The sequence below is a fragment of the uncultured Senegalimassilia sp. genome (assembly GCF_902464545.1).
GTDB lineage: Bacteria > Actinomycetota > Coriobacteriia > Coriobacteriales > Eggerthellaceae > Senegalimassilia.
Genome location: NZ_CABQJR010000013.1, coordinates 39,484 through 61,821, shown reverse-complemented (window position 1 = coordinate 61,821; position 22,338 = coordinate 39,484). Strand labels below are relative to the sequence as shown.

Genomic DNA, 22,338 nt, shown 5'->3' with positions numbered 1-22,338 from the left:
GTCTGGGTCTGGGTCTAAGGCATCGGCGGCCCACGTTAGTGCGAGCACAATGCAATACGCCGCTGCTGGCCATCTTGTGCCGAAGATTCTCGGGGGACTGCGACATAGCGTTCCCGATGCTCGATTAGGCGACGCCTCTTCTGGATACCCAGGCGATCGCACTGGACATGATGGGCTGATTGGATATATCCTCGCTGGCATGTGACGAAACCGATAGGCCGGTAGGCGCGTCGCTGGGGACGATGCGGCAATCGGGCCTTCAACGTTTTGAGGAAAGGTTGACCATCATGCGAATCGACCGCATTCTTTGCAGCAAGCGCGTATTCACCGGTTTGACCGATAGCGCTGAAGAACTTGCCATCGCCGTTTCCGGGGACAAGATCGCATTCGTCGGATCGAAAAAAGATGCACTTGCGTTAGCCCATGAAACTGACGCGAGCACCGAGCCCGAAGTAGTCGACTACGGCGACGCCTTCATCGCACCCGGCTTCCATGACTCGCACGTGCACTTCTTCCATTCCGCGGTGTACTCTTCCCCGCTTGCCACGAACTTCCTGGGTGAAAACGAGGCCGATTGCGTTGAGCGCATGAAGCGCTTCGCCGAGGGCCGTCCCGAAGGATGGCTGCTGGCCCAGGGCTGGCGCGAGTATCGATGGGACCCGCCGGTGCTGCCGTCGAAGCACTCGCTTGACGAGGCCTTCCCCAACCGCCCTGTGGCGCTGTACTCCGGCGACGCGCACACGCTGTGGCTCAACAGCTGCGCGCTGGCCGAGCTGGGAATCGATCGCGACAGCGTGCCCCCTGCGGGAGGAAGCTACGACAGGGATGCCGACGGCGAGCTGACGGGCATCGTACGCGAAGCGGCCGCCATGGAGCTGATGCCGCGCATCATGAACGCGTTTTCCGACGACGAGATAGCCGATGCTTACCGGGGCTTTTTGCGCACGTTGGCGCAAAACGGCATCACGAGCGTGTGCGACATGTCGCTTATGGCCAACCCCGGCCTGGACTTCATCCGAGACGACGTGCATGCGCGCCTGCTGGACTCCGACGAGCTGACGTGCCGCGTGAACCTCTTCCCCACCCTGCTTGAGGATATGAGCAGGTTCGAGGCGATGTCCGAACGCTATACCGGCCCTGTCCTGCGCTGCGCCGGCTTCAAGCAGTTCTTCGATGGCGTTTCCAGCCAGCACACCGCGTGGGTGACCGAGCCTTATAGCAACGCCCGATGCAAGGACGACTGCGGCAGGCCCACCATCGAGCCCGACAAGATGCGTGCGCTGGTGATGCAAGCAGCCGAGAAGGGCTACCCTGTGCGCATCCACACCATCGGCGATGCGGCGATCCATGAGGCGCTGAACATCTTCGAAGATGCCCGCGCTCAATTCGGCCCGCTTCCCGAGGGGCGTCACAACTGCCTTGAGCACCTGGAGAACTTCCTGCCCGGCGACGTGGAGCGCCTGGCCGAGCTTGACGTGGTCGCTGCAGTGCAGCCGCCGCATATGACGCTTGACCCGGGCGGTCCCGAGCGTGACTTGGGCGACGAGCGCGTGAAGCTGATGTGGCCGTTCAGGACCATGCTGGATGAAGGCGAGACGCTTGCGTTCGGCACAGATTCGCCGGTGGTGGACGTGAACTCCATGGGCGTGCTGTACAGCGCCGCCACGCGCCGCGACCCGCAAACGCGCGCACCTGAAGGCGGCTGGCGCCCTGAGCAGCTTATCAGCCGCGCGGAGGCTATCCGCGCATACACCGCCGGCAGCGACGCCGCCGCCCAGCGCAATGGCGAAGCGGGCGTGCTGGCAGCAGGCAAGCTGGCGGACATGGCGGTGCTCGACACCGACCTGCTCGCATGCGCCGACGACGAGATCCTGGATGCGCATGTTACCGCCACCTGGATGGGCGGACGCTGCGTGTTCGAGGCCTAGAAGGACCGAAAGCGCCCCAAGATGGCCAGCGAGCCCCTTTTCGTTTCCGTGTTTCCGCGAAATAGAAGGGGGTTCGGCAAGCCTCTCGGGGCGCTTTGCATTTGAAGCGTTTTAACGCCAGCAAAACAGCGATAGACGGGCTGTGCTGCGCACGTCTATCGCCAACCACGCCGGACAGCCGCCGGACCGCATGGGCACGCGATCGATCGCCTTCGGCGTGGCCGTGAGCATAGGTGTGGCGCCGGAGACGCCGTTGCTTAGGCGTTGTACGGCAGGTGCGGCTTTCCGTGGCACCACATGTGATCGAGGGGACCGCTGCCCTGCCCAAGGTCAAGGCCGGTGGACAGAGCGCCTCGCACGAAGCCTTTCGCGCGGCGAACCGCCTGCTCGATGCCGTTTCCCTGCGCCAAACCGCTTGCGATGGCGCTGGAGAGCGTACAGCCGGTTCCGTGGGTGTTACCGGTAGCGATGCGCTTCGCCCTCAGCCAGGCGTGACGGCCATCGGGCAGGACAAGCAGATCATCGGCGGTATCGGCACGATGGCCGCCTTTGATGAGCACGGCTCCGTTGGTTTTCCCGCAAAGCAGCTTCGCCGCCTGCATCATGCCCTCGTCGTTGGTGACGGGAAAACCGCACAGCACCTCCGCCTCGGGCATGTTCGGGGTGATGACATCGGCCAAGGGCATCAGGTTCGAGACCAGCGCATCGACAGCCTGCTGCTCGATAAGACGAGAGCCGCTGGTGGCCACCATGACCGGGTCGAGCACCACGTTGCACGCCTGATGGAAACGCAGGCGCTCTGCGATGACGTTGATGATCTGAGCGGAGGATACCATGCCGATCTTCACCGCATCGGGGCGGATATCCTCGAACACTGCATCGATCTGCGCGCCGACCACTTCAGGCGAGATATCCTGCACGGCACGCACGCCGCAGGTGTTTTGCGCCGTGATGGCGGTGATGGCTGTTTCCGCGTATAGACCATACGATGCGATGGTCTTGATATCGGCCTGGATGCCCGCTCCACCGCTTGAGTCGGAGCCTGCGATGCTGAGCACTGCTTTCATCGGAAACCTCCCTTTGACGCCAGCGCTACCGGCCTACTCGTTGTCGAGGTCGATGACGAGGCCGTCCATGATGGTGTTGACGGTGCGCACGGCGCACATCTTGCCGCACATGGTGCAGGTGCCCTCGTTGCTCGGCGGGGCGCTTTCGAAGACCTTGCGCGGGCGAACCGGATCGATGGCAAGGCCGAACTGCTCTTCCCAATCCATACGGCGACGGGCGTCGCTCATGCGGTTATCACGATCGCGGGCACCCGGAATGCCCTTGGCGATATCGGCAGCATGCGCGGCGATCTTCGTGGCCACCAGGCCGTCGCGCACATCCTGGGCATCGGGCAGGCGCAGATGCTCGGCAGGCGTGACGTAGCACAGGAAGTCGGCGCCCGAGGAGGCCGCCACGGCGCCGCCGATGGCGGCGGTGATGTGGTCGTAGCCCGGGGCGATATCGGTTACGAGCGGCCCGAGCACGTAGAACGGCGCGTTGTGGCACAGACGCTTCTCCAGGCGCATGTTCGCCTCGATCTCATTGAGGGCCATATGTCCGGGACCCTCCACCATGACCTGCACGCCGGCGTCCCAGGCGCGCTTGGTGAGCTTGCCGATCTCGATAAGCTCGGCGATCTGACCGGCGTCGGTTGCGTCGTAGGTGCAGCCAGGACGCATGGCATCGCCGATGGAGATGGTCACATCGTGTTCATGCAAGATATCGAGAACCTCATCGTAATGCTCGTAGAACGGGTTCTCGTTGCCGGTGGCTTCCATCCAGGCGAAGATAAGCGAGCCGCCGCGACTGACGATGTTCATGAGTCGGCCGGTTTCCTTGAACGACTCGATGGTGCGGCGATTCATGCCGGCATGGATGGTGACGAAGTCGACGCCGTCCTCGGCATGGCGGCGGACCACATCGAGGAAGTCCTCCGCCTTGATGGCGATGAGGGCCTTCTCCAGATAGCCGATGGCGTCGTACATGGGCACGGTGCCGATCATGGCAGGCGACTTCTCGATGAGCTTGGTGCGGAACGCCTGGGTTTTGCCGCTGTTGGAAAGGTCCATAATGGCCTCGGCGCCAAGCTCGATGGCCGTATCGACCTTCTGCCACTCAACGGATTCGTCGGCAAGGTCGCCGGAGATGCCGAGGTTGACGTTGACCTTAGTGCGCAGGCCCTCGCCGACGCCTTCGGGCGACAGCGAAGCGTGGTGGATGTTGGCCGGGATGGCGATGCGACCGGCGGCGACGCCCTCGCGGATGAATTCCGCGCTGCGGCCTTCCTTCTCAGCGACCACGAGCATGGCGGGCGTGATCTGCCCCGCGCGGGCGAAGTCGATTTGCGTGATGAGGTTCGAGGATTCGTTACCCATAGATGCTCCCTTCGTTGGCATTACCCATGCAGGTTCGGCGGGTCGAGGCTTATGCGGGGCCTCCTCTCAGCCTGCCCGGCGCACGGCGCTAGCAAGCTCCCCCGATATACGGTTGATGTGGCCGCTATTATATCCCCGGCTGCCCAGAAGTTTCCCAAGGCAAAGGATAAAAGACATAAAGCGTGCCCGACTCCACGGCGATGGTGGCCTCTTGGCCGATGAGCTCGTTGGAAAGGCCGAGGCTGGTTCGGTTGGTGAGAGGCTCATCGTCAAGCGAGTACTCCAAGCCGCGCTCGATGACGCCCTCGGCGCGATCGTTTGCCGCGAAAACCGAGACCGTGCCCTTCTCCACGTGATCGGGGAGGGTGAACACGTCGGGGCCGGTAACGCAGCGGATGGCGAAGCCCTCGCCGATGCCGGTGACGTAGAACCCGCGCTCGGAGTACGCGGCGAACAGCTGCAGGTTTGCCAACGTATGATCGAGCCTGCCGCCGATGCCGCCGTATATGTAGATGTCGGTGTGACGATAATTCGCCGCCCTTTGAAGGGCAAGCTCCATATCCGATGCGTCCTTGTTCACGGGGTGACGGGAAACACGCTTCGCACGGGGAACGTAGCCGAGGGAATCGAAATCGCCCACGGCCATATCGGGCGCGACGCCGAGCCGATCAAGCGGGGCGAAACCGCCGTCGACGGCGATGATGAAGTCGAAAAAACCCTCGTTGTAGCGTGCCATGAAATCTTGTTCGTTGAAATATGTGGCGCCAACCAATGCGCAGGTTGTCATGATGCTCCTTGTTTCGGTTCCGATATGGTAGAATACCACACTGCGAGCGGGCCAGACGATCGCGCGCCGCCTTGAGCGGCGTGAGGAAAGTCCGGGCTCCAAAGGGCAAGATGCCAGCTAACGGCTGGGCGGGGCGACCCGACGGAAAGTGCCACAGAAAAGTAAACTCCCCCGTGCAAGCGGGAGAAAAGCTGAAACGGTGCGGTAAGAGCGCACCAGCGCGTTGGCAACAACGTGGCTTGGAAAACCCCATCTGGAGCAAGCGCAAATAGGAATGCCATACGGCCGCCCTTCCGTGCATTCGGGTTGCGTGCTTGAGACGCGCGGTGACGCGCGTTCGAGATAAATGGTCGTCCAACGACAGAACCCGGCTTATCGACTCGCTCGCGGTTTCTCAAAAGGCTCCCGTTTGGGAGCTTTTTTGCTTTGTGCTGGCGGAACGTCTTCCCATTCACACGAAAGCGGGGATCAAGCTGATGCTTGATCCCCGCTTCATCGTACGTATTGCGCGAAAGCGCTGTACAAGGGCGAACAGCCCTAGCGGTCAGGCCGGGCGAAGGCGCTCGCCTGACCGTGAACCTGCAGGCGTTTACCACTGCAGATTAGTCGAGATCGTCGATCTCGAAATCATCGGCAGCATCGCCGAAGCCGGAGAAGTCCTTCTCCACGCTGGAAGCCACGGGAGCGACCGAACCGGTGACCGCAGGCGATGCAGCGGTCACGGCAGCAGCCGGAACGGCAGCCGGGATTGCGGGCGCGTCGTCATAGGCATCGGAACCGTCAACGGTGAGCGGAGCCTGCGGCGCGGTTGCGGCGGCCTCCTTCACCACGGGCTCGGGCTCGACATGCGTGGCGTAGCGGCCATGCTGGCCGGAAGCGAGCGCGCCTGCGGCCTTCGGGGCCTTCTCGCCGATTTCAGCAAGCTTGCGAGTGGCGTCGGTGATGAAGTCGTTGAGCAGGTCGCGATAATCCTCGCGCGCCTCCTCGCGATCATCCTCGAGCTTGTGAATGGCATCGATGACCTTCTGGCGATCGTTCTCGGCCTTGTCGAGGATACGGTCGGCCTCGTCCTCAGCATCCTTGATCGTGGCGGCAGCATCGGCCTTGGCGTTGGCCAGGATCTCGTCGGCGGAGCGCTGGGCGATGATGAGCGCCTGGGCGATGGCGTTGCCGTCGGCCTTCTTGGACTCGAGCTGCTTCTCGAGCTCGGCGATGCGGGCATCGCGCTCGGCGATGGCGGCATCTTTCTCGGCCAGGATGGTCGGGTCGATGGAGTCTGCGGGCTGGTCGTCCTGCTCGGCGGCATGCTCGGGCTCGGGCTCGTCGAACGCCTCGTCGTCGAAGGTGGCCGGGCGGTCGAAGCCGGCGAACGTGTCCTCGCCGATCTGGCTTTGCAGCGAGGCGATCTGCTGATTCAGGCCGTCGATCTCATCGGCGACGTGCTCGAGGAAGACATCGACCTCGTCGACGTCGTAGCCCTTGCGATCGATGGAGAAGCTTTGGTTATGGATTTCAGCAGAGGTGATAGCCATCTTTGTATCCCTTCATCTGATGTGCGGGAATGCGCAGGTGCGCACCTAGAACAAGTTTACCAACAAACGTACACCGAATTGTAGTACAAGCAGCGCGACGATGGGCGTTACGTCCACCATACCTCCAATAGGGGGGATCAGGCGCTTGAACAGGTTCAAATACGGGTCGCATATGCGCGCGAGCACGTTGTTGATGTCTGCGAGGATGCCCCGATCGGTCGGGAACCATGACAGCATGACGTATACGAAGATGATCATGCTGTACGCATCGGAAAGCGACACGATAAGGTACTTCAAACTGAGCATGCGGGGTGTTTCGCTCCTTGCTAACGCCCCGGGCGCCAAGCCCGGGGGTCGGTTTCAATACGTACGGTTACAAGATGCCCTGAGAACGCAGGCTCGCACGCTCGGCTTCGCTGAGAGCCGCCCCGCGCGCGATGACGAAAACCTTGTCGGCGATGCAGTCGACGCTTGCATCGAGGGCGCTCGAAACGCCGAACGAGAAGTCGAGCACGCGCTTTGCCAGCGCATCGGGGGTCTCCTTGAGCGCAAGCACAACGGCGTCTCCGGCTTTAAGGGCCTTTGCGACCTTCTCGCACTCGCCGTAGCTGGCGGGCTTGACGATGGTGACCGAACGCGTGGGGCTGTGCGTGCCCGTTGCGGTGCCCTCATAGGCCTTGTACGGATCGAACGAGGAGGCGGCGGAAGCGGCCTTCGCAGCTGCCGTGAACGCGCCCTCGATAGGCTTCGCAGCCGTTTGGGCGGCCGGGGCGGCGCTGGACTCGGCAGCCTCGGCGGCGGTGGTGCTGAACAGGGCGTTCAAGCTTTCCGAACGCTCCTGGTTAGCAGCTGCCGCAGCCCTGGCGTTGGGCGTGTTGGCCGGAGCAGTGAACGCCGGGTCGACCATGGTGCGGTTGCCGAAGGATGCCGAGCTGACCTTGCGCGGAGGCAGCGGGTCGCGGTTCAGGCTGTCGGGCACGGTGGTATGCGCGCGCACGTCGTCGATGGAGACGAGCTTGGCCGGGCGATACCCGCCCGAGCCGACCGAAGTGCGGGCATGATTGCCGCGCGCGGGACGCGTGGTGACCGAATCGTACGGATCGTAGTTCGAGCTGGGGGCAGCATCGTCCTCTTCGTAGTCGTCGTCGTAATCGTCGTAGTCGCCGGAATCGTAATCGTCGTAGTCCTTGCGGCCGCGATCGTAGTAATCGCCGCCATCGGAGAACCCGAGCTTGGACTTGATGCTGTCGAGCATGCCTTCGGGCTTGTTGAACTTGGGCATTGCCATACCGCTCTCCTGCTTCGTTTCCTAAGGACGGCGGTCGACGCCGCCGCTGCATGTTCGGTATTGCGGACGCGAGCCTTATGCCCGAACGGACTCGAAGGAGTCGCTGAACAGAGCTCGGCCTATCCGCACCATGGTAGCACCCGCGCAAACGGCCTCGCGCCAGTCCTCGCTCATGCCCATGGAAAGTTCATTGAAGCGTGCGGCCTGCTCAGAGGGAAGCTGGCTGCGCAGCGCGTCGCGCAAGGCGGTCAGACCCTCGAAGCACTCGCGCGCCACATCCAGGTTACCCTGCGGGGCCATGGTCATAAGACCGCGAACGGCGATGTGGGGGAACGTCTCGGCAAGCTGCAGCGCATGAATCGCCTCATCCGGGGTGAAACCGCTTTTGCTTTCCTCCCCCGACACGTTGACCTCGAGCAAGATGTCCTGCACCTTGCCAAGGCGCTCGGCCGCTTGGTCGAATTTAGCGAAATGCTCCTCTTTGCAAACCGAGTGCACCAGCGTTGCGCAGGCGACGATCTCGGGGATCTTGCGCGACTGGACGTTTCCGATGAAATGCCAGGTTTGCTCCGGCAGCTGCGCCACCTTGGCGGCAAGCACGTCGGGGCGGTTCTCGCCGAAATCGTGGGCTCCCGCGGCGATGGCCGCAGAGATGGCAGGCACATCGACCGTCTTGGAAACGGCGATGACCTTCACTTCGCGCGGGTCACGTCCGCACGAAGCGCACACGCGGGCAAGCTCTTCGAGCGTTTGCTGATAATGCTGAGCGAATGGCATGGCTATGCTTCCTTTCGAAACGCGATGGCCCCGTGGCGGCCGCAGGTGCCGCCGGATGCCCGATAGGAGAAGTACCGCTGCGGATTGCATTGGGTGCAGATGCCCGCATCGCAGATGCGCGCAGGGTCGACGCCTACGGCCGCAAGCTGGACACGCAACGCATCGAGCATGCTGACGTGGCGCGATGGGCGAACGCAGCCCTGCCCGAACAGCTCGGCGAAGCGCTGCTCGACCTCGCTTCCCACCTCGAAGCAGCAATCGTGGATGTGAGGGCCGATGTAAACGTTGTAGCCGGCAGCGATTTCGCGCTGCCGATCAGGCGTGTTCGCGCCATCTTCGAACGCTAGGCGCTCGACGCAGGAAGCCGCTATGCCGCCGACCCCCCCGCGCCAGCCCGCAGGGGCCACGGCGAACCGCCCCGTAGGCGACACCGCGATGACGGGCGTGCAATCGGCGAAGCACAGCATAGCAGCCACGTTGGGCACGGTAACCACGAGCGCATCGGCAGCGGCTTGCGCTCGCTGCTGGGCAGCAACGACACTGGCAGCGTCGGAGTCGTGAATGCAGACGATTTCCGTGCCGTGCACCTGGTTGGGCACGACGATCGGAACGCCTTCGCCGTCGAGCGCCTGCATGGCAAGGCAACGGTTCTCCATAACATGATCGAGGTTGTCTTGCACGTGGGCACCGAGGTTCAGCGAGGCGAACGGCCCCTGGCTTGCTCCCCCATCGCGCCCGGTGAAGGCGATGCGAACGCCGCACGCCTGGAACAGCGCGTCATCGGTGAGCACCGAAATGCGACGCGCGCCGCAAGGGCGCGCGTCGAGTTTCGGTGCAGGCAATGTTTCGCACACGGTATGCAAAGCTTTTACTCCTTAGCGCTGGCGCTTCAGAAAATCGGGGATGTAATCCTCGTCGGCGAAGCGGCCGGGCGTGCTGGTGAGCGTGGAATACGTGGACGGCTGAGGCGCCGGTGCCGGCTCGGGAGCGGCCGTGGAGGCGAACAGGTCCTTGCGGTTGAAGTCCATAGCGGACTGCTGGGGCGCATTGACCTTGAAGCCGGTGGCGATGACGGTGATGCGCACGCTGTCGCCCATGCTCTCGTCGATGATCTGGCCGTAGATGATGTTGGCGTTCTCATCGGCGCAGGCCTCGACGGTGCGGGCGGCCTCGTCGACCTCGGTAAGCGTGAGGTCGGGACCGCCGGAGATGGAAAACAGCACGCGAGAGGCGCCGGCGATGGATGCCTCGAGCAGCGCCGAATTGGTGGCCTGCTGAGCGGCGTCGAGGGCGCGGTTCTCACCGGAGGACAGGCCGATGCCCATCATGGCGGTGCCGGCGTCCTTCATGACGGTGCGGATGTCGGCGAAGTCGAGGTTGATCAGACCCGGGATGGTGATCAGGTCGGTGACGCCCTGGATGCCCTGACGCAGCGTGTCGTCGGCGATGCGGAACGCATCGAGCATGCTGGTCTTCTTGTCGACGATCTCGAGGAGACGGTCGTTGGGGATGACGATGAGCGTGTCGACCTTCTGGGACAGCAGGTCGATGCCCTGCTCCGCCTGGTTGCGGCGAGTGCGACCCTCGAAGGAGAACGGCTTGGTAACGATGCCCACCGTCAGCGCGCCGATTTCCTCGCGGGCGATCTCAGCGATGATGGGAGCGGCGCCCGTGCCGGTGCCGCCGCCTTCGCCGGCGGTGACGAAGACCATGTCGGCCTCGGCCAGCGCCTCGCGAATCTCCGCACGGGACTCCTCGGCGGCCTGGCAGCCGACCTCGGGGTTCGCGCCGGCGCCCAGGCCGCGCGTGAGCTCCTCGCCGATGTGGATGGTCTTATCGGCATCCGACATCAGAAGGGCCTGACGGTCGGTGTTGACGGCGATGAACTCCACGCCCTTGACGCCCGCCTCGACCATGCGGTTAACGGCATTGGTGCCGCCGCCGCCGACGCCGACGACCTTGATGACCGCCAGATGCTCGCCCGTATTGTTTGGCATTGTATTCCTCCACACTATTACGCTTGCTTTGAGCTGCGTTTCACACACTCGTGGTTGTATTCACGTGGGATTATTTTACACAAAGAGGGTGGGTTTGCAACGCTTCGCCCCCCAACGGCAACCACATGCACATATCAGAGCGGCCCGAACGCCTGCGCGCACGGGCCGCTTGAGGTTACAAAGAACGCCACGTGGGCCTATCGGGCGTGCGCACGTTGATGTACGTGACGCCCTCGGGATGCTCCTTCATGATCTGCAGGCACACGCGCTCCTTCTCGCGGATGTTGTCCGCCGTGCCGAAGACGATGTCGGGACCGTCTTTGATGGTGAGCGTGGTGGATGCGGTTTCGGTGGCCTTCACCGAGGTGACGCGGTCGGCGAGCTCGGTGGTCATGCCAGCCACGATGGCGAGCGCGTTGTTGACGTTGGCGTCGGTGCAGTACGAGCCGACGGCGGGCTTGGTGCCGTAGGGCACGTCGGTGATGTGCAGCACCGATTCGGCGTCCTCGTACACCTTCGAGTTGGTACGGCGCCCCGCCTCGGAATCGCGATCGGGGATGGGCATGAGCCACATGCCGTCCGACGCGATGGCCCACTGCGTGGAGTTTTGCGCGTTCTCGTTGGGGACCTCCACCACCGCCGTGATCGTGCGTTCTGTGATGTCGATTTGCAAGGTGTTGGGGAACACTCGTTTGATCTTCGCATCGGCGACCCATGCGTCCTTTTTCAGGTTCTCCTTGATGCCCGCGGCGTCCACGCGCAGAAGCGTGGTGCCGGCGGGCACGCCGGCTAGCTGCTGCATGTCAGAGGCGGTAAGGTGATCGGCACCCGAAACCGAAACGCTTTCGATGGTGAACAAGCTGGAGTTGTACACGATGACGGCCGCGATGGCGAGCGCCGCCACCGCGGCGGCAAGGGCGCCGAGGCGCACCAGGTAACGCTGGTAGGTCCGTCGCGCCCGCGAGCCGTGGTCGCTCTGGGGAAGGTCGCCTACGCGCACCGATGTGAGCCGGGCGCCGGGCGCCGGGCTGTATGGACGCTGCGGGCCCCGCGGAGGACGCGACCCGCCGCGGGGCGCCTGAGCGCGCCTATGCGAACCCGAGGAAGCGGACTTCCGGTTGTAATTCGATGCCATACGCCTCGTATACCTTCGACCTTGCCATGTTAATGAGTTCCAACACGTCCTGAGCGGTAGCATTATCCCTGTTCACGATGAAGTTCGCGTGAACTTCGGATATCTGCGCGCCGCCAACGCGCTCTCCTTTGAGCCCCACCTGCTCGATGAGCCGGCCCGCAGACGACCCTTCGGGATTCTTGAATACGCTGCCGCAGCTCGGAAGCGTGAGCGGTTGCGTCTTCTTGCGACGGGCGTGGGCGGCCTCCATCTTGCCCCGCAGCAGATAGGGGTCGGCGGGCTTGACCGCAAGCTCGCACTCGACGATGACCTCGTCGGGGGCGAACGAGCTTGAGCGGTAACCCCATTGGATATCCGCCGCTTCGCGGCGCACGAGCCCCGAGCGCGGCGATAACGTGGTGACCGAGACTACCCTGTCCGCTATCCCCTGCTCGCGGGTGCCGGCGTTCATGCGCACGGCGCCGCCGACGGTGCCCGGCGTTCCCACCGCGAACTCAAGCCCCGAAAGGCTACGGCGGAACGCCTCCTGCACAACGCTTGACAGCGGCACCCCGGCGCCCACGATGAAGCTGCAGGTTTCCTCGTCGAAGCGGCATGCGCGGAAATCACGCCCGAGGGCGATGACGACGCCCGGGAAGCCCTCGTCGGAGACGAGCAGGTTCGACCCGCGGCCGACCGCAACCCACGGGATGGCGCACTCTTGGCAGGCGGCAACCAAGCGCTTGAGCGCGCCGATGGAACCGACCTGCACATAGAAGCGCGCAGGCCCGCCGATGCGGTACATGGTATGGCGGCGCATGGGCTCGTCGGGATAGACGTCGGCGTCGAAGGCGCTGTCGACGAGCAGCGCCTCAAGCGGCGAGCATGCGTGACGCGCGCACATGGCAGCCTAGCCTCGCGCCTTGAGGAGCGCGTCGATGATCTGCGGGCCCATGGCCGTCACGTCGCCGGCGCCCATGGTGATGACCAGGTCGCCCGGCTGGAGCTTATCCATGAGATGCGGGACGACGTCGACGCGATGGGCCACGAAATCGGCCTGGGGATGACCCTCGTGCTCGAGTACGACGTTGAGGAACGTCTTGCCGGAGACGCCGGGCACCGGTGCCTCGCCTGCCGGGTAGACGTCCATGAAGGTGACGCTGTCGGCCTTGTCGAAGGCGGCGCCGAATTCGTCGTGAAGCACCTGCGTGAACAAGGGCGCGCGGGAATAGCGATGCGGCTGGAAGAGCACATGGACGTGCTTATAGCCAAGCCCCGCAGCGGCGGAGATGGTGGCGGCGATCTCGGTGGGGTGATGCGCGTAATCGTCGACGACGGTGACGCCTCCCACTTCGCCGACCAGGTCGAAGCGACGGCGGACGCCGGCGAAGCCCGAAAGCGCCTGGGCGACCTTGGCCGCGTCGAAGCCGAGCGCCCACAGCAGCGTGATGACGCCCGTGGCGTTCAGGACGTTATGACGGCCGGGATTCTGCTTGATGGTGCCCTCGACCTGCGTGCCATCGGGCATGACCGCCGTGTAGCGGCTGCCGATGCCGTGGGGCTCGTAGGCGGTGATGCGCGCGTCGCAGCCCTCGTTGAAGCCGTAGGTGTACATGCGTCGACCCTCGGAGCGGGCGATATCGACCACGTGGGGATCTTCGCCGCACGCCACGATGACGCCGTCTGCGGGGACCAGGCCCATGAAGTCGTGGAACTTGTCGTAGATCTCGTCAAGGTCCTTATAGTGGTCGAGGTGATCGGCCTCGATGTTGGTGACGAGCACCGCCTTGGGAGACAGGTACGTGAAGGACTTGTCGGACTCGTCGGCCTCGACCACATAATGGTCGCCGGTGCCGGAGTGAGCGTTGGTGCCGTAGGCGCGCACGATGCCGCCGATGAGGAAGGTGGGGTCGGCGCCCAGCGCGTCGAGCGCGCTGGCGAGCATGGACGACGTGGTGGTCTTGCCGTGCGTGCCGGCCACGGCAAGCGTATCGAGGCCCACGCCGAGATGCGCGAGCATCTGGGCGCGATGCCAGATCTCAAGACCGCGACGTCGCGCCTCGATGAGCTCGGGGTTGTTCTCGAGAATGGCCGTGGAGATGACGACGACCGGGTCGCCCTCGGGGATGTTCTCCGCCTTCTGGCCGATGAACACGGTGATGCCGGCCTCGCGCAGTTGCTTGGTGTAACGGCTTTCCTTGATATCGGAGCCCGACACCTGCATGCCCTGGTCGTGGGCCACGCGGGCGATGCCGCTCATGCCCACGCCGCCGACGCCGATGAAGTGCACCTGCTTGATGCGCTCTTCGCTCATGTTGCCTGCCTCCTGAAGCCTATGCGCCGAAGCCTTAGCCGCCCGCGGCGCGATGATGTGAAACCCGGGCGCACCCGGGAAACGGGCGGCGCCAAGGCCGCCCGTGCTTGCTCAAACTCTATTATCTTACCCTATTGCGCCGACTTGGATTCGCACGCCTTAAGGACTACATCAGCGAGCAGCCCCGCCGCATCGCGCGTCTTCGCCGCGGCCGCTGCAGCCGACATGCGTTGACGGGCCTTTTCATCCTCGACGAGCGTTTTGAGGTAGTCGGTGAACTGCGCGCCCTCGACGTCGGCGTCGGCCACGAGGAAGGCCGCGCCCGCCTCCACGCATGCGCGGGCGTTCATGGTCTGATGGTCTTCGGTGGCGTACGGGAACGGCACGAGCAGCGCCGGGATATGGCGGGCCGAGATCTCGGCGAGCGACGTGGCGCCCGCGCGGCTGACGATGGCATCGGCGGCGGCCATGGCAAGGCCCATCTGGTCGGTGTAGCCCATGAGGTGCCAGCGCTTTGCCTGCTCGTCGGTCAGGGCCAGCTGCTCGGTGACGCTATCGAGCTCCTTGGGGCCCGTGACGTGCACGATATGCAGGTCGGGGTAGCCGAGCAGCATATCCTTGCGCTGAACGATGGCCGCGTTGAGATGGCGTGCACCCAAGCTTCCCCCGGTGACGAGAAGCATGCGCGCATCCTCGGGGACGCCGAACGCGGCACGGCCCTCGGCGCGCGTTGCGGCGAACACGCTTGCGCGCACGGGGTTGCCGGTGAGCACCACATGGCTTTTGTCGGAAAGCGCCCGAGCGGCATGGTCGTAGGTCAGGCACACGGCGCGGGCCCTACGAGCCAGGTACTTGTTCGCCATGCCCATGACCGAGTTCTGCTCGTGGACCACCACGGGGATGCCGCATTGCTCGGCAGCACGGGCGACCGGGATGCATACGTAGCCGCCGAAACCCACCACGCAGTCGGGATGGACTTCGGAAAACCACTTGCGCGCCAGCTTCGTGGAACGCTGGATCTTCATGACGGCCTTCGGCAACGTGAGCGGATGATTGCGGTTGAAGCCTGCGGCCTCGAAGGCTTTGTACGAGATGCCCGCCGCGGGGACGAGGCGCGACTCGATGCCGCCGGGCGTGCCGGCGAACAGCACCTCATGCCCGCGTTCGCGCAGCACGTCGGCAAGCGCGAGGGCCGGATTGATGTGGCCGGCGGTACCGCCGCCGGAAAGGACTATGCGCATGATGTCACCTCCGGGATGAAGAATGCGTTTGGCGGCGCCGCGCACCTTGCGGGGCGCGCGTGCGCGAATCTGCGCGGCCACGGCCGCGCGGTACGTTGCGGGAGCTGCCGGAATCGTCGTCGACCGCGCGCACGACGCGCAGGTTCGCACGACGTCGATCGTAAACGGTGGTGGCGTCGGCGTTTCGCGCAACGGCCATGATGATACCGACCATCATGAGCGACGCGATAAGCGACGAGCCGCCTGCGGACACGAACGGCAAAGGCTTGCCCGTGGTGGGCACGAGGCCGATGACGCAGCCCATGTTCAGAAACGCCTGGAACACGAGCATGATGGTGACGCTGCCCGCCACGATGCGCTCGTTGGGCGTTGCCGCGGCGCTCGCGATGCGCATGCCGGCGAACAGGATGCAGCAGAACAACGCGATGACCACGAGAGCACCGAGCATGCCGAACTCCTCGCCGATGATGGAGAACACGAAGTCGGTCTCGGCCTCGGGGAGGTAGTCGTACTTCTCGCTGGAGTTGCCCAAGCCCACGCCGAACAGGCCGCCCTCGGCGAACGCGTAGAACGAGTGGATGGTCTGGTAACCGTTGCCCCTGCCGCCTTCGCCGTCGTTCCAAGGGTTGTACACCACGAAGCGGTCCTGGCGATAGCCCGAGCCGAACAAGACGATGGCGATGACCGCAAGGACGGCGACGCCGGCGATGGCGAGCATGAGCTTACCGGGAGCGCCGCCGAACGACAGCACCGCGTATACGCCCACGAAGATGATGATGGTGGTTCCCAGGTCCGATTGCGTGAACAGCAGGAACAACGTGGGGGCGGCCACGTAGATCGCAGCCCTGAGCATGGTGGCGTTGAACTCAGCCCCTTCGTTGAGGTCGTCCATAAGATTGGCGGCCATGAGCACGATGGCGATCTTGGCGAACTCCGAGGGCTGCAGCGAAAACGGACCGATGACGATCCAGCGCTGGGCGCCGAGCGCCGCGGCTCCGAAGAGGAACGTGATGACGAGCAGCGCTACGCATACTCCCCAATAGCCTTTGACGATGGCGCCCTTCCAACCGCTGCGCGGGAGCATGAACCAGATGGCCACGGCGATGAAGATACCGGCCAGGGAGTAGATGAACTGGCTGATGAGCTTCGCCGAAGGGTTTTGCTGTGCGATGTAGTCCGAATATGAAATGGTATCGCGCAGGTACTGGCCCGCCTCGGTGTCGGCATAGTAGTTCGTGGCGGCCTCGGAAAGGATGGTCACCTGCGAGGCCGAGTAAATCATGACGAAGCCGATGAGCGTGAGGGCCACCACGGCCACCACAAGCAGCACCTGGGGCCAGATGACCGATTCTGCATCGGAGCGCCTATTGCGCGCGGAAACCATGTAAAACCGCCCTTACACGCCAAGCTTGGCCGCGCGAGCGGCCACGAGCTTCTTGAAGACCTCGCCGCGCTCCTCGAAGGAGTGGAACTCATCGAACGATGCGCAGGCGGGCGAAAGCAGCACCACTTCCCCGGCCTTCGCCTGTTCAAGGGCGACATCGAGCGCGGATTCCATGTTCTTCGCCGAAAGCAGCTGGAAATCTGCCGGCGCTTGCTCCCCGCGCTCCTGGAACGCCTGGAAGAAGCGAGCGCCTGCCGCGCCGAAGCACACCACGGCGCGCGTGTGGGCATGGGCCGCCGCGACCAGGTCGGCCAGATCGGTGCCCTTGTCGTCGCCGCCGAGCAGCACGATGGGACGGGTATGAGGGAACGCCGCCAGCGCCTTGAGCGTGGCGTCGACGTTGGTGGCCTTCGAATCGTTATAGCATTCGACGCCGCGCACGGTGCCGCAAGGCTCGATGCGATGCTCGAGCGGGCTGAACGTGGCAAGCGCCTCGCACACGGCCTTGTCGGAAGCGCCGGCGGCCAGCGCCGCCGCGGCGGCGGCAAGCGCGTTGCCGGCGTTGTGCGCACCCTTGATCTTGAGGCGATCGGCGTTGATGAGGGCATGCTCCTGCCCCTTGAGGGCCACGACGAGCTCGCCTTCGCCGCTGATGAACGCAGCGTTGTCGGCACCGCAACGGGCGCGCATGTCGCCCTGCAAGCCCTCTGCCGTGCCCATGGGCACGATGGCGAAACCGCATCCGCCATCAATGCTGCGCAGACGGCGGACCTCGGCGCGGACGACGTCGTTGGAGGCGTCCATGACCGCGACCGAGCCGGGGACCTGAGCAAGGTTGTCGAGCACCTTCATCTTGGCGGCGGCGTAGTTTTCCAGCGTATGGTGCCAATGCAGATGGTCGGGCGTGATGTTGAGCAGCACGGCCACATTGGGCGCGAACAGCTTCGTGGATGCGAGCTGATACGACGACACCTCGGCCACGTAGACGTCGGTTTCGCCGGCGGCCACGGCGGAGATGCACGTGTCGCCGATGTTGCCGACGGCGGCGCTTGCCATGCCCGCGGCGCGAAGCAGATGGTTGGTCAAAGCGGTGACGGTGGTCTTGCCGTTGGTTCCCGTGACGGCGACCCATGTGCTGGAGCTATCGGACTCGCGCCATGCGAGCTCGACTTCGCTGACGACCTCGTCGCTTACGGCAGCGGCCGAGCGGTACAGGTCGGAGAACTCGGAGATGCCCGGGCTTGCGATGCACAGCTCGAAACGCCCTCCGCACGCTTGCGCCAAGCGATCGACCGCGCCCTCGCCGAACTCGACGATGGCGCCGCGGTCGCGCGCCTTGCCCGCATACGCATCGGAAGCGGCATTGGGCTGCCCGCCGAACACGGCCAGCTGGGCCACGCGGCCGCCGAGCTGCGCCATGAGGTAATCGACGGCATCATGGCCGGACTTGCCCAGGCCGAGCACGAGGACGCGGCCCAAGCTTTCGGGAGCATGTTTCTTGCCTGCAAGCATCTTCTGGTTCTCCATAGCCTATGCCACCGCCATCAAGGTTTCTGCGAAGTACACGGCGAATCCGAGCGCGGCCAGCACGCCGGAGACGATCCAGAAGCGCACGACGACCTTCGTCTCGGACCAGCCCTTCTTCTCGAAATGATGATGAAGCGGGGCCATCAGGAAGATGCGCTTATGGGTTTTCTTGTAGTAGAACACCTGGATCATGACCGACAGGGCCTCGGCCACGAACAGGCCGCCGATGACGAGCACGATGAACTCGGACTTGGTGAACACCGCAAGGCAGCCGAGCGCCATGCCGAGGGCAAGGGAGCCCGTGTCGCCCATGAAGATGTCGGCGGGAAACGAGTTGAACCAGAGAAAGCCCACGCAGGCGCCGGCGAGGGCGGCGGCGAAGATGGCGGAGTCGAGCATGTCGGAGCGATATGCGATGGCCGCCATGACGATCATGACGATCATGACCGTGCCTGCAGCCAGGCCGTCAAGGCCGTCGGTGAGGTTGACGGCGTTGCACATACCCATGAGCAGGATGTCCACGAACAGGATGTAGAGCCACGGCACCTCCACGGCGCCGAAATGCGTGGTGAGCACGCCAAGGTCGAACGTGTAGACGAACGGGATCTCGACCGTGGGGGCGATGCCCATCACGTTGACGGCCACCAGGCCGAACACCGTGGCGATGACGAACTGGCCCACCAGCTTGGCTTTCGGGGTAAGGCCCAGGCTGCGCTCCTTGACCACCTTCTCCGCATCGTCGATAAGGCCCAGGCAGCCCGTGAGGACGGTGGCGATGAGCAGCGCGAACGTTTCAGGCGTGGGATGGCCCACCACGAGCGCCGTGAGGATGACGGAGACGAGCATGATGACGCCGCCCATGGTGGGCGTGCCCTGCTTCACCAAGTGGCTTTCAGGGCCGTCGGCGCGGACCTGCTGGCCGATATGGCTAGATTTGAGGAACTTGATCCACGCAGGCATGAGCACCATGGTGACCGCGATGGCGACCACGATGGCCACGAACACCAAAAACGTGGGGTATGACTCGAAGATATCCAACATAGCTATTCAACCAATCCTTCTACCACTTTCTCAAGGGCCATGAAATGCGAGGCCTTCACGAGCACCGCGCTGCCGGAGGTGACGTGTTCGCGAACGTCCGCAAGGGCGGCGGCGCCGTCGGCGACCATCGCGATGCGGTCAGCCGGCATGCCGGCCTTTTGCGCGCCGGCCGCGATGCCCTGGGCAAGCTGCCCGACGCACACAAGGCGGTCAAGGCCGCATTCGGCGGCGAAGGAGCCCACTTCCTCGTGAAGCTGCGGCGCGAACGAGCCGAGCTCGCCCATGTCGCCGAGCACCGCGATGCGCGCTCCGGCGACATCGAGCGCGGCGAACGTGGAAAGCGACGCGCGCATGGAATCGGGGTTCGCATTGTAGGCGTCGTTGATGACGGTGAAGCCGCCCGGAGCCTCGATGACCTCTTGGCGTCCCGCCTCGGGCTTGGCGCCCGAAAGCGCCGCTGCAACCTGCGCGGCCTCCATGCCGGCGGCGAATCCGACGGCGGCGGCGGAGCAGGCGTTGGACACGTTGTGCATGCCGCGCAACTCAAGGGCGCATTCCACGCGCACGGGCTCGGGCATACCGTCGAACCCGCAGGCGCACAGCGCAAAACGCGGGCAGCCCGACGCATCGAGACGCACATCCTCGGACCACACGGCAGGACGCGCCGCGTCGGCGGCGGAAAGGGCCGCACGACGCTCGGCGGCCTGAGCGGTGCCATCGTAGAGCACGCACGTGACGCCACGGGAGCCTAGGTTGGCGAACTCGAGCAGCTTCGGGGTCATATCGTTCGCGGCGTTGACGAACGCCATGCCGCCTGCGGGCAACGCCTCGAGCAGCTCGGCTTTGGCGCGCGCGATGTTCTCGCGGCTGCCCAGAAGCTCGATGTGGCTTTCGCCGACGTTGGTGACAAGGCCCCATTGCGGGCGCACGAACCCGCACAGCTCCTCGAGCTGATGAAGGCCGCGCATGCCCATCTCGACGATGACGTTTCGCGTGTCGGCCTGAGCGGCCAGCACGGTGTTGGGGACGCCGAGCTCGTTGTTCTGGTTGCCCTTCGTGGCGCACACGCTGCCGGCGGCGGCGAGCACGTCGCGCACGAGGTTCTTCGTGGTGGTCTTGCCCGTGGACCCGGTGATGCCGATGACGCGGCCCTCGAGGCGATCGCGCCATGCACGCGCAAGCGCCGTGACGGCGGCCTGGGTATCGGGGACCTGGATAACGGCGGCCCCGGCGGCCGCGATTTTGTCGTCCGAAGCCTGGTCGAGCGCGTGCTGCGCGAGCACGCACACCGCGCCCGCCGCCACGGAGGAGGCGGCGAAAGTATGCCCGTCCACCCGCTCACCGGGCAGCGCAACGTAGAGCGCCCCAGGTTCGACGTTGCGGGAATCCCAGGTCAAGCTGGTGATCTCCGTCTGATCGTTTACAGGGTCGATGGAAAAGGAGCCGCCCGTGGCACGGGCGGCTTCGTCGATGGTGAAACGCATTGGTTACTCACAAGCTCCTTCGCCGAATGCACGTTCAAGCTCCTCGCGGGCGACGACGCGGTCGTCGAAGGAGAGCACTTCCTTGCCTACCAGCTGATAGTCCTCGTGGCCCTTGCCGGCCACCAGGATGGAATCGCCCGGCTTTGCAAGCTGGATGGCGTGCGCGATAGCGGCGCGGCGATCGGGCTGCACGTCGAAGCGGCCCTCGCCCTGCCCCATACCCGCCACGATATCGGCGATGATGGCATCGGGATCCTCGGTGCGGGGGTTGTCGGACGTGACCACGGCATGGTCGGCCGCAAGCGCGGCGCGGCCCATGATGGGGCGCTTGGATGCATCGCGGTCGCCGCCGCAGCCGAACACGCAGATGGTGCGACCGGGCGTGAGCGCCATGATGGACCCGAGGGCCTTCTCCAAAGCATCGGGGGTGTGCGCGTAGTCCACGAACACCGACACGCCGCCGTCATGCGGCGTATGCACGCGCTCGAGGCGGCCCGGGATCTGCGGGGCCTCGCGAAGCGCATCGATGATGGTGGACACGCCGATGCCCAGCTGGATGCCGATGCCGAACGCGCACATGATGTTCTCGACGTTGAACTTGCCGACGAGCGGGTAGTCGAACTCATAGTAGGAGCCGCGCACGTTGAGCGTGATGGAGGTGTGCGTGGGATAGTACTGGACATCCTTGGGATGGATGAGCGCCGAGCGGTCAAAGCCCGTGGTGACCACGCTGTCGCCGGCCTCCGAGCAGCGGCGCAGCAGCTCCTTGCCCCACTTGTCATCGATGCAGATGACGCGGCGGGCAGGGTAATCCTTGCTGAACAGGCGCGCCTTCGCCTCGAAGTAGGCCTCGAAGGTGTGATGGTAGTCAAGGTGGTCCTGCGTCAGGTTGGAGAACGCCGTGACCGCGAACGACGAAGCGTACGTGCGCTCAAGGTCGAGCGCGTGGCTGGAAACCTCCATGGCCACCACGTCGCAGCGCGCGTCGCGCATGCGGGCGAGCAGATGCTGCAGGTCGGGCGATTCCGGCGTGGTGCGCGAAGATTTCTCATGCACATCGCCGATGACGGTGCCCACGGTGCCGATGACGCCCGTTCGCTTGCCCGCCACGCGGGCGATATGCTCCACCAGGTAGGTGGTAGTGGTTTTGCCGTTCGTGCCCGTGACGCCCACCAGCGAAAGCGCGCGCGACGGATCGTCGTAGAAGCGCGCCGACGCCTCGGCCATGGCCTTACGCGTGTCGGAAACGACCACTTCCGTGACGTCGGTGGCGTCGGCCAGGTAGACCTTGCGCTCCACCACGAGCACCTTCGCGCCATGGTCGATGGCGTCCTGGGCGAAGGTGTGGCCGTCGGTTTTCATGCCGACGATGCAGAAGAACGCGTCGCCGGGCTTGACTTTATCACTTCGATAGGCGATGCCCTCAACCTCATCTTGCGCGTTGCCGATGATGGTGCAGTCCATGCCTTCAAACAGTTCGGTGCAGGTCTTACCCATTTGG

19 protein-coding genes, 1 other RNA gene and 1 riboswitch are annotated in these 22,338 nt (G+C 64.5%); of the genes, 2 read left to right on the top strand and 18 right to left on the bottom strand.

The features are described 5' to 3' along the window. The first annotated feature begins 287 nt into the window (after window positions 1–287). Entirely contained in the window at window positions 288–1,928 is a 1,641-nt protein-coding gene (locus RDW26_RS05170; RefSeq protein WP_307982777.1) for an amidohydrolase, read from the top strand. A 257-nt stretch (window positions 1,929–2,185) separates the two neighbouring features. Here RDW26_RS05170 and thiD read toward each other — a convergent pair whose 3' ends face one another. From thiD to RDW26_RS05155, 3 genes are all read right to left on the bottom strand, one after another. Then, complete coding sequence (gene thiD / locus RDW26_RS05165) at window positions 2,186–2,995, bottom strand: bifunctional hydroxymethylpyrimidine kinase/phosphomethylpyrimidine kinase (protein WP_307982776.1); 810 nt, start codon at window positions 2,993–2,995, stop codon at window positions 2,186–2,188. A 33-nt stretch (window positions 2,996–3,028) separates the two neighbouring features. Continuing rightward, window positions 3,029–4,351: a phosphomethylpyrimidine synthase ThiC gene (gene thiC / locus RDW26_RS05160; protein WP_307982775.1), complete on the bottom strand. Its 1,323-nt coding sequence runs from the start codon at window positions 4,349–4,351 to the stop codon at window positions 3,029–3,031. Continuing rightward, window positions 4,340–4,464, bottom strand: a riboswitch (TPP riboswitch). (Overlaps the previous gene by 12 nt.) A gap of 14 nt (window positions 4,465–4,478) precedes the next feature. Then, window positions 4,479–5,087 carry a thiamine diphosphokinase gene (locus RDW26_RS05155; protein WP_307982774.1) on the bottom strand — a complete coding sequence of 203 codons (609 nt, stop codon included), beginning with the start codon at window positions 5,085–5,087 and terminating at the stop codon, window positions 4,479–4,481. 94 nt (window positions 5,088–5,181) lie between these two features. Between RDW26_RS05155 and rnpB the strand changes: the two genes are divergently transcribed. After that, window positions 5,182–5,529: RNase P RNA component class A (gene rnpB, locus RDW26_RS05150), an RNA gene on the top strand. Between the two features lie 211 nt (window positions 5,530–5,740). Here the strand turns inward: rnpB and RDW26_RS05145 are convergent. The 15 genes from RDW26_RS05145 to RDW26_RS05075 form a co-directional block, all read right to left on the bottom strand. Continuing rightward, window positions 5,741–6,670 (bottom strand): DivIVA domain-containing protein, encoded by a 930-nt coding sequence (locus tag RDW26_RS05145; RefSeq protein ID WP_307982773.1) that lies wholly within the window; start codon window positions 6,668–6,670, stop codon window positions 5,741–5,743. A gap of 45 nt (window positions 6,671–6,715) precedes the next feature. Next, window positions 6,716–6,976 carry a YggT family protein gene (locus RDW26_RS05140; RefSeq protein WP_042433343.1) on the bottom strand — a complete coding sequence of 87 codons (261 nt, stop codon included), beginning with the start codon at window positions 6,974–6,976 and terminating at the stop codon, window positions 6,716–6,718. Between the two features lie 67 nt (window positions 6,977–7,043). Further along, window positions 7,044–7,958 carry a cell division protein SepF gene (gene sepF, locus RDW26_RS05135; RefSeq protein WP_307982772.1) on the bottom strand — a complete coding sequence of 305 codons (915 nt, stop codon included), beginning with the start codon at window positions 7,956–7,958 and terminating at the stop codon, window positions 7,044–7,046. A 75-nt stretch (window positions 7,959–8,033) separates the two neighbouring features. Then, a complete protein-coding gene (locus tag RDW26_RS05130) occupies window positions 8,034–8,735 on the bottom strand; it encodes a YggS family pyridoxal phosphate-dependent enzyme (RefSeq protein WP_307982771.1) in 702 nt (233 codons plus the stop codon). A 2-nt stretch (window positions 8,736–8,737) separates the two neighbouring features. Beyond that, the gene (locus tag RDW26_RS05125) at window positions 8,738–9,589 is read right to left on the bottom strand and encodes a polyphenol oxidase family protein (protein WP_307982778.1); all 852 of its coding nucleotides are present in this window, start codon (window positions 9,587–9,589) and stop codon (window positions 8,738–8,740) included. Between the two features lie 21 nt (window positions 9,590–9,610). After that, complete coding sequence (ftsZ, locus tag RDW26_RS05120; RefSeq protein WP_294416265.1) at window positions 9,611–10,732, bottom strand: cell division protein FtsZ; 1,122 nt, start codon at window positions 10,730–10,732, stop codon at window positions 9,611–9,613. Window positions 10,733–10,907: 175 nt separating this feature from the next. Continuing rightward, complete coding sequence (locus RDW26_RS05115; protein WP_081468900.1) at window positions 10,908–11,867, bottom strand: cell division protein FtsQ/DivIB; 960 nt, start codon at window positions 11,865–11,867, stop codon at window positions 10,908–10,910. Next, on the bottom strand, window positions 11,821–12,750 hold the full coding sequence (gene murB, locus RDW26_RS05110; protein WP_307982769.1) for a UDP-N-acetylmuramate dehydrogenase: 930 nt from the start codon (window positions 12,748–12,750) through the stop codon (window positions 11,821–11,823). The genes RDW26_RS05115 and murB overlap by 47 nt, the downstream gene beginning before the upstream one ends. 6 nt (window positions 12,751–12,756) lie before the next feature. Beyond that, window positions 12,757–14,160: a UDP-N-acetylmuramate--L-alanine ligase gene (gene murC, locus RDW26_RS05105; RefSeq protein WP_307982768.1), complete on the bottom strand. Its 1,404-nt coding sequence runs from the start codon at window positions 14,158–14,160 to the stop codon at window positions 12,757–12,759. A gap of 131 nt (window positions 14,161–14,291) precedes the next feature. Further along, entirely contained in the window at window positions 14,292–15,401 is a 1,110-nt protein-coding gene (gene murG / locus RDW26_RS05100; RefSeq protein WP_307982767.1) for an undecaprenyldiphospho-muramoylpentapeptide beta-N-acetylglucosaminyltransferase, read from the bottom strand. 4 nt (window positions 15,402–15,405) lie between these two features. Continuing rightward, complete coding sequence (locus tag RDW26_RS05095; protein WP_307982766.1) at window positions 15,406–16,785, bottom strand: putative peptidoglycan glycosyltransferase FtsW; 1,380 nt, start codon at window positions 16,783–16,785, stop codon at window positions 15,406–15,408. 12 nt (window positions 16,786–16,797) lie between these two features. Then, a complete protein-coding gene (murD, locus tag RDW26_RS05090; protein ID WP_307982765.1) occupies window positions 16,798–18,312 on the bottom strand; it encodes a UDP-N-acetylmuramoyl-L-alanine--D-glutamate ligase in 1,515 nt (504 codons plus the stop codon). A gap of 3 nt (window positions 18,313–18,315) precedes the next feature. Then, window positions 18,316–19,353 (bottom strand): phospho-N-acetylmuramoyl-pentapeptide-transferase, encoded by a 1,038-nt coding sequence (mraY, locus tag RDW26_RS05085; protein ID WP_042433317.1) that lies wholly within the window; start codon window positions 19,351–19,353, stop codon window positions 18,316–18,318. A 2-nt stretch (window positions 19,354–19,355) separates the two neighbouring features. Beyond that, the gene (gene murF / locus RDW26_RS05080) at window positions 19,356–20,837 is read right to left on the bottom strand and encodes a UDP-N-acetylmuramoyl-tripeptide--D-alanyl-D-alanine ligase (RefSeq protein ID WP_307982764.1); all 1,482 of its coding nucleotides are present in this window, start codon (window positions 20,835–20,837) and stop codon (window positions 19,356–19,358) included. A 3-nt stretch (window positions 20,838–20,840) separates the two neighbouring features. After that, on the bottom strand, window positions 20,841–22,334 hold the full coding sequence (locus tag RDW26_RS05075) for a UDP-N-acetylmuramoyl-L-alanyl-D-glutamate--2,6-diaminopimelate ligase (RefSeq protein WP_307982763.1): 1,494 nt from the start codon (window positions 22,332–22,334) through the stop codon (window positions 20,841–20,843). Between the last annotated feature and the right edge of the window lie 4 nt (window positions 22,335–22,338).